The organism is [Zimmermannella] bifida NBRC 103089 (genome assembly GCF_001570925.1).
Lineage (GTDB): Bacteria > Actinomycetota > Actinomycetes > Actinomycetales > Microbacteriaceae > Gulosibacter > Gulosibacter bifidus.
This window is the reverse complement of record NZ_BCSP01000022.1, coordinates 1-9,325: the sequence shown is the minus strand read 5'-3', so window position 1 is coordinate 9,325 and position 9,325 is coordinate 1. Positions and strand designations below refer to the sequence as shown.

Here is a 9,325-nt window from a genome sequence, read left to right as displayed (position 1 = left end):
TCTGCCCAGGACGCCCCCATGCCGCGACTCATCAATCAGCCACAAAATCCGGCAAACGGCGGCCAAAAGCCCGAAATTGATGAGTCGCAGCACGCCCGACACCGCTACAGGCCGGTGAGACACCGACCAGCGACGACACGCTCACCCGCCCGCCACACGCTGTGCGTCAGCGGCATGCCCGGGCGATACGCCAAGTGGGTCGGGCTCGGCGCATCCAAGAGCTGCAGATCAGCACGGTGGCCAACTTCTACTGCGCCCAGTGCAGGCAGTCCGTCACGCGCCTCTTCACGTCGCAGCGCTCGCGCCCCACCCCATGTTGCGGCGCGCACCGCTTCGGGTACCGAAAGCCCCATCTGCAACACTGCCGTCGCAACGCAGTACTGCATCGACGTCGTATAGCTGGTACCCGGGTTGCAATTGGATGCAATCGCGACCGTTGCACCCGCATCCAAGAGTTCGCGTGCTGGCGCGAACTGCACGCGGGTAGAGAGGTCGCATGCGGGTAGCACCGTAGCCACGGTGTCGGAGTTCGCGAGCGCATCGATATCAGCATCGCTCATGAAGTTGCAGTGATCGACGCTCGCTGCCCCGTATTCAACTGCCAGCGCGACACCCTCCCCCGGCCCGATTTGGTTGCCATGCACGCGCAGCCCGAGCCCCGCATCCCGACCGGCTTCGAGCACACGGCGGGTCTGCGCGGCGTTGAAGGCACCACGCTCACAGAACACATCCATCCATTGCACGTGCGGGCGAACGGCGGCGAGCATTTCGCCGACGACAAGATCGACATAGGCATCGGGGTTGTCGCGATAGGCCGGGCTGTCGGGCACGAGGTGCGCGCCGAGAAAGGTCACCGCTTCGAGGTTGCCCGCACGATAGAGCTCGGCTGCAAGCTCTGCCGAGCGCAATTCGCCATCGAGCGATAGCGCGTAGCCCGTCTTCGTCTCGAGCGCAGTGGTGCCACCGAGCCACGCATCCCGCAAACGGCCCCGGATATTTGTGCGAAGCCGCTCATCGCTGGCCGAGTTCGTGGCGTTAACCGTCACGTTGATACCGCCAGCCGCGTAGGCCTGCCCATCGAGTCGTGCCGCGAACTCGTCGGCACGGTCGCCGTCAAAGATCAGGTGGGTGTGCGAATCGACCCACCCCGGAATCGCCGCGCGCCCGCCCGCATCGACCACCGCATCCGCACTACCCGCTTCTGCAGCAGGCCCGACCCAGGCGAACCGGTCGCCTTCGATGATGATCGCCGCGTCGCGAATGGTGCGACCCGATCCGGGTTCGCTTCCCACGGTCCAGAGCTCTCGGATTCCGGTGATGCAGGTGCTTGCGGGCGACATGGTGGTTCCTCTCCGTTGAAGAACTCTCATGAGACCACGATTGGCGTGAGTTCGGCACCGCCGCGACAAGAATGCATCCGAGGTATCGGACAGCTTCGCGGCTGGCCGTATCGCAGCCCCAAAGGCGGCGCCTAGGCAAACAGCGCAGGATCCGCCCCAAGGCGCAGGCTCACCTGCCGTGCTCCTTGCTGCAGCGCCCGCACAATCGTCTGCAAATGTTCGGGCGACATGCGCGGCGCAAAGTAGGTCGTGTTCAGCGCACCGATTGCCACGCCCAGGTGGTCTTTAACCACGCACGCCACGGTCGCCCGGTCTTCGAGTACCGCGTTTTCTTCGAAACCGTAGCCGCGTTCGCGAGTCCGTTCGAGTTCAGCCCGCAATGCCTTTGGCGTCCGAATCGTGCCGTCTTCGGTGAGCTGCTCGAACTGGTCGGCGCTTGGGTACAGCGCGTCGACCTGCGACTGTGGCATGTGCGCGAGGATCGCGCGCCCACTAGCAGTGAGGTGCAGCGGGAGTCGAACGCCTTCTTGCGCCGCGGTGCTCGGTCGAAATCGCGCACGTTCCGAGGCGATGTAGAAGACTTCTCGTCCAGATCGCAGCGCGAACGCGCAGTTCTCTTTGAGCTCGTCCACTAACTGTTCCACCATCGGTCGCGCGATTCGTGCGAGTGGGTCTTGGCGCGTGTAGGCCAGCGAAAGCTGATACGCCTTCGGCCCGAGCCCGTACTTGCGCTCGTCTGGCAAGTGCAGCACATAGCCCTGCTCGGTCATCACTGCCAGCAATTGGTAGAGCGAAGAACGCGGGATCCCTAGCGCGGTCGCGACACCGCTGGCACTTACCGGCCCTTGCCGACTGCCGAGATAGTCGAGCACCTGCAAAACTTGCCGCGCAGCGGGCGCTCGATCTGCTTGCGAAACCACGCGCATCCTCCCCTTGACTCGTTGACGTCGTTGTCGTTATCGAAGCGGTGCAGCACCGTCGCACGTGCGACAGCCTGTCTCGAGTGTGGCATGTCTGTCCGACCGATCAGACAGAACCGTTCAGAATGGCTCGCGGTTTGTCCGCTACTGCGGTGTACTGCACGCATGACAATCTCAGATGCCCCGATTGCCCACAGCAGCTTCGACTGGCCTGGTCGAGAGGATGGTCCGGGCGATGCCCACCTGCGCTGGCACCACCAGGTTGCCGCAGGTGATGCCGAGTCAGCCCGCATCCATATTGTTGGTTTCGGTAGCGACGAGGGCGTTCGCCGGAATGGTGGCCGAGTGGGTGCCGCGGATGCACCGGATGCGATTCGTGCGGCGCTCGCGAATCTCGCGGTGCCTTTCCGCCAGGCAGCGGTTGATCACGGCACGATTTACGTCACCGGCACCGACCTCGAATCGGGTCAGGCGGCGCAGGCTGCAGCTGTTACTACTGCGCTCGGCGCAAGCCATGCGAACAACGGCGTTACCGTCGCCCTCGGTGGTGGGCACGAGACGTCGTGGCCAACGTATTTGGGCACTCGTGAGCAGCTTGCGCCATCCGAACGCACGGCGATCATCAATTTGGATGCGCATTTCGATTTGCGCGCCCAGGATGCACCTTCGTCGGGCACACCATTTTTGCAGATGGCCCGCGATTGCCAGTCGAGCGGACGATCATTCGACTACAGCGTGATTGGCATCAGCACGCCAAACAACACTCGTGCCCTATTTGACACGGCTGCAGCACTCGGCGTGAGTGTGCTTACCGACGAACAGTGCGATGCAGACCGGCTGGCGGCGTTCATCCAACCAATCTTGGAACGCGCTGACCACGTGCACCTCAGCATCGATCTCGACGTTCTGCCCGCCCACGAGGCTCCGGGGGTTTCCGCCCCAGCTGCCCTGGGCGTTTCGCTCGGCAGGCTGCTCCCGGTGGTGCGAACCATTGCGCAGTCCGGGTTGTTGCGGGTGGTTGATGTCGTTGAACTTAACCCGCGCCACGACCAAGACGCGCGCACCGCTCGCGCCGCTGCCCGCCTCATCCACGAAATCGTCTACGCACTGCCTGCCTAAGAACCGCGCACCCGACGCACGCCAATCGAGGCGGGCACCCGTACTAGTTGGGCGCCCGCCTCAATTTGTTGTTCTGGTTCGCAGCTAGGGCGTAGCTGCGTCCGTGCGTTCCGGTTCGGCGAGGATGCGAGCAATATCGCCCTCGTGTTCGCCAAGCTTTGGTGCGGGTACCGGCGGTACCGAGCCACGCATCCGAATTGGCGACGCAAACGTCTTGAACCCATCGGATTCAACCGCGACCGTGCCGCGCTCCTTCACATAGTCACTGGTGACCGCTTCTTCGGCGGTAAATACTTTGGACGTCGGTACACCGTGACTCCGCAGCAGCTCGACGGCTTCGTCAACCGTGTATTTGCTGAGCGCGCCGTTGAGTTCGGCTCGCATTTCTTCACGATGGTTATTGCGGGCTTCCTGGTTGGCAAACCTCGGATCTTCAAGCCAGTCCTCGCGGCCTAGCGCGGCGACCAACAGCGCAAAGAGCTTGTCGTTCGTGACTGCCACCACAACTGGACCATTCGACGCGTCATAGGTGCTGAACGGCACGCTGAGCCCGTGGTCGTTTCCGATGCGGGTCGGGTTTTCGCCGTACAGTGCGCGAATGCCGACAGATTCAAGTGATGCAATCAGGCTGTCAAGCATGCTGAGGTCAATGTGCTGGCCTCGACCCGACCGCTCGCGTTCGTGCAGCGCGCCGAGCGCCGCAATCGCCCCATAGAGCCCCGGAATGATGTCACCCATGCTTGAACCGATACGGGTTGGTTTACCTTCGGGCCATCCCGTGATTGCCATGAGGCCGCTCATGGCCTGCGCGACCACGTCGAACGCCGGAATCCCGCTCATGGAACCCTCTTGACCGAATCCGCTAATACTCACAACAACCAGTCGGGGGTTGATCTTGAGCAATTCGCTCGGGGCAAGGCCGAGTCGAGCCATTACGCCCGGACGGAAGTTTTCGACCAAGACATCACTGCGGCGAACGAGGTCGAGCAACGTTGCATGGTCGGTTTCGTCCTTGAAATTAAGGACGATGCCGCGCTTACCGCGATTGAGCATGCGGTAATAGCCCGACTCGCCATCAACAAACGGGCCAAAGTGGCGCGAGTCATCACCGTGCGGGCTTTCGACCTTGATCACCTCGGCACCGAGGTCGGCGAGGACCATCGCGGTCATCGGCCCGGCAAGCACGCGCGACAAATCAAGTACCCGGATGCCGTCCAATGCGCGAGCAGACGTCTGCTCGCCCGCTGCTGGGTTGGTGGTATTCATCAACATTGCAAGTCTCCTGTTACCGAACCGCGCGGTTCATAGGGCCCTTGTGATCAGCGAGCGTGTGGCCGGATTTTTCGGCCGCCAGCAACTGGTCTTCAGCGGGCAGGATGGTTTCGGTCGGGATTTCGCGCTTGTCGAGTGGCCGCAGCAGCCAGTAGACGATCGAAGTACCGATGAGGCCGACGATCCACGAAATGTCCGCGCCATCGAGCGCCGCAACAAGCGGACCCTCAAAGAATCCGGTGGCAACAAACGGCAATTGCATGAGCACACCAAGTCCGAAAGCGAGGAGTGCGGGAATGTTCCAAGCACCGTAGCGGCCCTTCGGGTCGCTCAGCGCCGGCACGTCGTACTTTTCCTTCGAGATCCAGTAGAAGTCGATGAGGTTGATTGCCGACCACGGCGTAAAGAACGTGAGCAGGAACAGCAAGAATGAGGAGAACGCACTCAAGAACTGACCACGGCCCCACAGTGCGACGAGCACAGCGATGACGCTCATCACGACGATGGCCGTAATGCGCGCGGCCTGCTTGATTTCTGCCTTGCCGGTAAATCCGCTGTAGGCAGTGACGACCGACATGAAACCGCCGTAGGTGTTGAGTACGTTCACCGCGAGCTTGCCAAACGCAATCACGATGTACACGATCGACGCGATCAGGCCGCCTCCGGCTAGTCCGACCACAGTGCTGACTTCATTGCCGTCAAACTGTTCACCGGCGTAGGCAGCTACGAGCACGCCAAACGTCATCGCAATTTGCGAGCTCAAGACGGTGCCCGCCAGCGTCCAGCCAAATACCTGCTTCTCAGACGAGTCCTTTGGCAGGTACCGCGAGTAATCGGCGACATACGGGCCGTACGCCATCTGCCACGACGCCGAAAGCGCAGCCGCCAGCAAGAACGACGGAATCGAGAACTCGTTGATGGCAAAGAGCGCACCAACATCGGCCACGATGAAGAACTGCACGATCAGGTACGTAAAGGTGATACTGCTGATCACCGTCGCCCAGCGACCGATCGCGTGAATGACGCGATAACCGATGATTGCCGCGATTGCGCTCATCGCGCCGAATGCAATGATGCCGATCTCGCTCGGCGCACCAAACAGGTGCGAAACGGCCTGGCCTGCGAGCAAGGTGCCGGATGCGGAGAACCCGAGGTACATGAGGATGATCAGGACCAGCGGAATTGCGGCGCCGTAGACGCCGAACTGTGCGCGCGACGAAATCATCTGTGGCAGACCGAGCCTGGGGCCCTGCGCCGAGTGCAGCGCCATAACCGTGCCGCCACCAAGTTGGCCCAAGAATAAGCCGACGATTGACCAGACCACGTCGCCGCCCAGCACATATGCAAGCGCTCCGGTCACCAGCGCCGTGATCTGCAGATTGGCACCGAACCAGAGCGTGAACTGACTGAATGGTTTCCCGTGGCGTTCTCGCGCGGGGATGTACCCGACCGAGCGTCGTTCCACTCGGAGGGTTGTGGTGTCGGTTGATATGTATTCCTCGTGAATGTTCGTCATGACATCTCCCTTGATGTGGTGGTGTGGGAGGCGTCCTCGTTGACGCCTCCCACGAATTCACGGGCACCGCGAGTGCGGTGCGGGGTTATACGAATGCGGAGAGCCCCGTGATGGACCGTCCGGCGATGAGTTGGTTGATTTCGTAGGTGCCCTCGTAGGTGTAGATCGCTTCGGCATCGCAGAACACCTTGCCGATCACCTGCGTGGTTTCGATGGCGTCGCCGCCAAGCACCCCGCGAGCGCGCGCAACTGAGTCACGCATGAGCTTGCTCGTCTGGGCCTTTGCCAACGCGGTGTGCTCGCCCTTCGCGAGTCCCGCATCCTGCAATTGCGAAATGCGCGCCATGATCGAAGTCGAGAGCGAGAGATTGCCCAGGATCGTCGCGACGTGCTCTTGGACAAGCTGGAACTCGCCAAGCTTCTTGCCGAACTGCTCGCGAGTCACCACGTGCTCGCGCACGAGGTCGAGCGCAGCACGCTGCAGTCCGACGGCTTGCCAGCCTGCCGTTGCGCGGGCATGCACGAACACCTTGTTAACGTCACGGAAGCTGTTTGCGAACTCAAGCTTGTGCGACACCGGTACCTTGACGTTGTCGAGGTACACGTTGGCGTTCTGCACCGCACGCAGCGCGATGCGTTTGTCCATGAGCTCGGCTCGGTAGCCCTCGGCGCTGGTGTCAACGAGGAATCCTTTCACCTGACCATCGGCGTCGTCACAGGCGAACACGAGCACGTAGTCCGAGAACGTTGCATTACCGATCCAGCGCTTGTGCCCGTTAAGCACATAGTGATCACCTTCGAGCTTCGCGACAGTCTCGAGGCCACCGGCCACGTCCGAACCCTTCTTGGGCTCGGTGATGGCAAACACGCCCGTCTTCTTGATGTCGTAGATCTCTGGCAGCCATTCCGCTTTTTGTTCATCGGATGCGAGCAGTTCAATCGCGCGAGTAAACAGGCTGTCCTGTCCGCTCATGAACGTGCCAACGGAAGCATCGTTGCGGTGAATCTCTGCCGTAATGAGCCCCGCCGCGAGATGTGAGAATCCGTGCCGTTCGACCGAACTCATGATGTCGAGTTCCGCGATCTGCGGCAGCAGCTGGTGCGGGAACGCCGAGCGGTTCCAGTGATCGACCGCGATCGGGTAGACCTCGGTGCGTCCCCACTCTCGTACTGCCTGCAGCTTGCTGCGTTCGGCGTCGGTAAGAAGGTCTTCGAATCCGAGAAAGTCGCCTTCTGGGTAGCGTTCAAACGTAACCACGATCTTGCTCCTTCTGTTCCGCTGCTTATTCCGAGCGTTCCGAAGCGGCGTGCTCTTGCATCGGGATGCGTACACCGCGCTCCTTCGCGACGTCCAGGGCTCGCTCGTACCCCGCATCCGCGTGACGAATCACGCCCATGCCCGGGTCGTTGGTGAGCAAACGCGTGAGCTTCTCACGAGCGAGCTCGGTGCCGTCAGCCAGGCCAACCTGGCCCGCGTGAATCGAGCGACCGATGCCAGTGCCGCCACCGTGGTGGATCGACACCCAGGTTGCGCCGGATGCGGTGGCTGTGAGGGCGTTGAGCAGCGGCCAGTCGGCGATTGCGTCCGAGCCATCCTTCATGGATTCGGTTTCGCGGTATGGCGAGGCGACCGATCCGGAGTCGAGGTGGTCACGGCCAAGCACGATTGGCCCCTTGAGCTTGCCCTCGGCAACGAGTTCGTTGAATCGGATCGCCGCGCGGTGGCGTTCGCCGTAGCCAAGCCAGCAGATGCGCGCGGGAAGACCCTCGAATTCGACGTATTCTTCGGCGGCATCGAGCCACTGGTGCAGGTGGGTGTTGTCGGGGAAGAGCTCCTTGAGCGCCTCGTCGGTGACACGGATGTCTTCTGGATCGCCCGAGAGTGCAACCCAGCGGAATGGGCCGAGACCTTCGCAAAAGAGCGGACGGATATAGGCCGGTACGAAGCCGGGGAATTCGAAGGCCCGGTCGTAGCCACCCTTGCGAGCTTCGTCGCGAATTGAGTTGCCATAGTCGAAGACTTCGGCGCCAGCATCTTGGAACTCAACCATGGCCTTGACGTGCGCAGCCATGGCCCGCTGCGAGAGCTTGGTGAAGTTCTCGGGGTCGCGCTTGGCTTCGTCGTGCCACTGCTCGATGGTGAACTCTGGCGGCAGGTATGAAAGTGGGTCGTGTGCCGAGGTCTGGTCGGTGACGATGTCTACGGCAACCTCGCCAGCCTGTTGACGGCGCAACATCTCGGGGAATACTTCGGCGGCGTTGCCGACAAGACCGACCGACAGCGCTTTGCCCTGTTCCTTGGCTTCGTTGACAAGCTCGATGGCTTCGTCGAGTGAGCGAACGACCTGGTCGAGGTAGCGCTTGCCCTGGCGGCGCAGCAGACGCTGCTCGTCAACGTCAACGATGAGGCAGACACCGCCGTTGAGCGTGACCGACAGCGGCTGAGCACCGCCCATGCCACCGCATCCACCCGTGAGCGTGAGGGTGCCGGCGAGTGATTCGGTTTCGGCGCGGCCCTCTTCAAAGCGACGCTTTGCGATGGCGTAGAAGCATTCGTAAGTTCCTTGCAGGATGCCCTGGGTCGCGATGTAGATCCACGAGCCGGCGGTCATCTGACCGTACATGATGAGGCCTTCGTCTTCGAGGCGGCGGAACTCTTCCCAGTTCGCCCAGTCACCCACAAGGTTCGAGTTGGCGATAAGTACGCGCGGAGCCCAGACGTTGGTGCGGAAGACGCCGACGGGCTTGCCCGACTGCACCAGCAGTGTTTCGTCGTCCTCGAGGGTCTTGAGGGTTTCGATGATGGCGTCGTACGCTTCCCAGCTGCGGGCGGCGCGTCCGGTACCGCCGTAGACGATGAGGTCTTCGGGGCGCTCGGCAACCTCGGGGTCGAGGTTGTTCATGAGCATGCGCAGCGGGGCTTCAGTCTGCCAGCTCTTGGCGCTGAGCTCGGAGCCGCGCGGTGCGTGGATGGGGCCGCGTGCTTCAGACGTTGCAGATGTAGTCATGGTGCCACTCCTCGTTGAGTTGACATTCGGCCTCGTTGCCAAATGCGTGACCTCAGTAGACCAGTTGCCCGCCGGCGGTGGAACGAGGTGTTCACCGATTGTGTCCGCAATCTCGGACATGCCGTGCGGAGTCGTCCGGGCGTTCAAGGA

The 9,325-nt window shown here is 61.9% G+C and carries 7 protein-coding genes; 1 reads left to right on the top strand and 6 read right to left on the bottom strand.

Annotated features, from left to right (window positions below; genetic code table 11):
- Positions 1–104 precede the first annotated feature (104 nt).
- Together hutI and ZBI01S_RS09210 are read right to left on the bottom strand one after the other, a co-directional pair.
- The gene (gene hutI, locus ZBI01S_RS09215) at positions 105–1,340 is read right to left on the bottom strand and encodes an imidazolonepropionase (RefSeq protein ID WP_066059557.1); all 1,236 of its coding nucleotides are present in this window, start codon (positions 1,338–1,340) and stop codon (positions 105–107) included.
- A 131-nt stretch (positions 1,341–1,471) separates the two neighbouring features.
- A complete protein-coding gene (locus ZBI01S_RS09210) occupies positions 1,472–2,260 on the bottom strand; it encodes an IclR family transcriptional regulator (protein ID WP_159421486.1) in 789 nt (262 codons plus the stop codon).
- Between the two features lie 165 nt (positions 2,261–2,425).
- Between ZBI01S_RS09210 and hutG the strand changes: the two genes are divergently transcribed.
- The gene (gene hutG / locus ZBI01S_RS09205) at positions 2,426–3,379 is read left to right on the top strand and encodes a formimidoylglutamase (RefSeq protein WP_066059551.1); all 954 of its coding nucleotides are present in this window, start codon (positions 2,426–2,428) and stop codon (positions 3,377–3,379) included.
- Between the two features lie 84 nt (positions 3,380–3,463).
- On the opposite strand, the gene ZBI01S_RS09200 is transcribed toward hutG, so the two are convergent.
- The 4 genes from ZBI01S_RS09200 to hutU all read right to left on the bottom strand — a co-directional run bounded on the left by ZBI01S_RS09200 (position 3,464) and on the right by hutU (position 9,175).
- Positions 3,464–4,651: a CaiB/BaiF CoA transferase family protein gene (locus ZBI01S_RS09200; RefSeq protein ID WP_066059548.1), complete on the bottom strand. Its 1,188-nt coding sequence runs from the start codon at positions 4,649–4,651 to the stop codon at positions 3,464–3,466.
- A gap of 13 nt (positions 4,652–4,664) precedes the next feature.
- A complete protein-coding gene (locus ZBI01S_RS09195) occupies positions 4,665–6,167 on the bottom strand; it encodes a purine-cytosine permease family protein (protein ID WP_083524682.1) in 1,503 nt (500 codons plus the stop codon).
- A gap of 85 nt (positions 6,168–6,252) precedes the next feature.
- The gene (locus tag ZBI01S_RS09190; protein ID WP_245610601.1) at positions 6,253–7,425 is read right to left on the bottom strand and encodes an acyl-CoA dehydrogenase family protein; all 1,173 of its coding nucleotides are present in this window, start codon (positions 7,423–7,425) and stop codon (positions 6,253–6,255) included.
- 25 nt (positions 7,426–7,450) lie between these two features.
- Positions 7,451–9,175 carry a urocanate hydratase gene (hutU, locus tag ZBI01S_RS09185; RefSeq protein WP_066059545.1) on the bottom strand — a complete coding sequence of 575 codons (1,725 nt, stop codon included), beginning with the start codon at positions 9,173–9,175 and terminating at the stop codon, positions 7,451–7,453.
- Positions 9,176–9,325: the final 150 nt, after the last annotated feature.

Bases quoted from the DNA above. Each gene is read 5' to 3' on its own strand.
- hutI (WP_066059557.1), bottom strand. From the start codon at position 1,340: ATGTCGCCCGCAAGCACCTGCATCACCGGAATCCGAGAGCTCTGGACC.
- hutG (WP_066059551.1), top strand. From the start codon at position 2,426: ATGACAATCTCAGATGCCCCGATTGCCCACAGCAGCTTCGACTGGCCT.
- ZBI01S_RS09200 (WP_066059548.1), bottom strand. From the start codon at position 4,651: ATGTTGATGAATACCACCAACCCAGCAGCGGGCGAGCAGACGTCTGCT.
- ZBI01S_RS09195 (WP_083524682.1), bottom strand. From the start codon at position 6,167: ATGACGAACATTCACGAGGAATACATATCAACCGACACCACAACCCTC.
- hutU (WP_066059545.1), bottom strand. From the start codon at position 9,175: ATGACTACATCTGCAACGTCTGAAGCACGCGGCCCCATCCACGCACCG.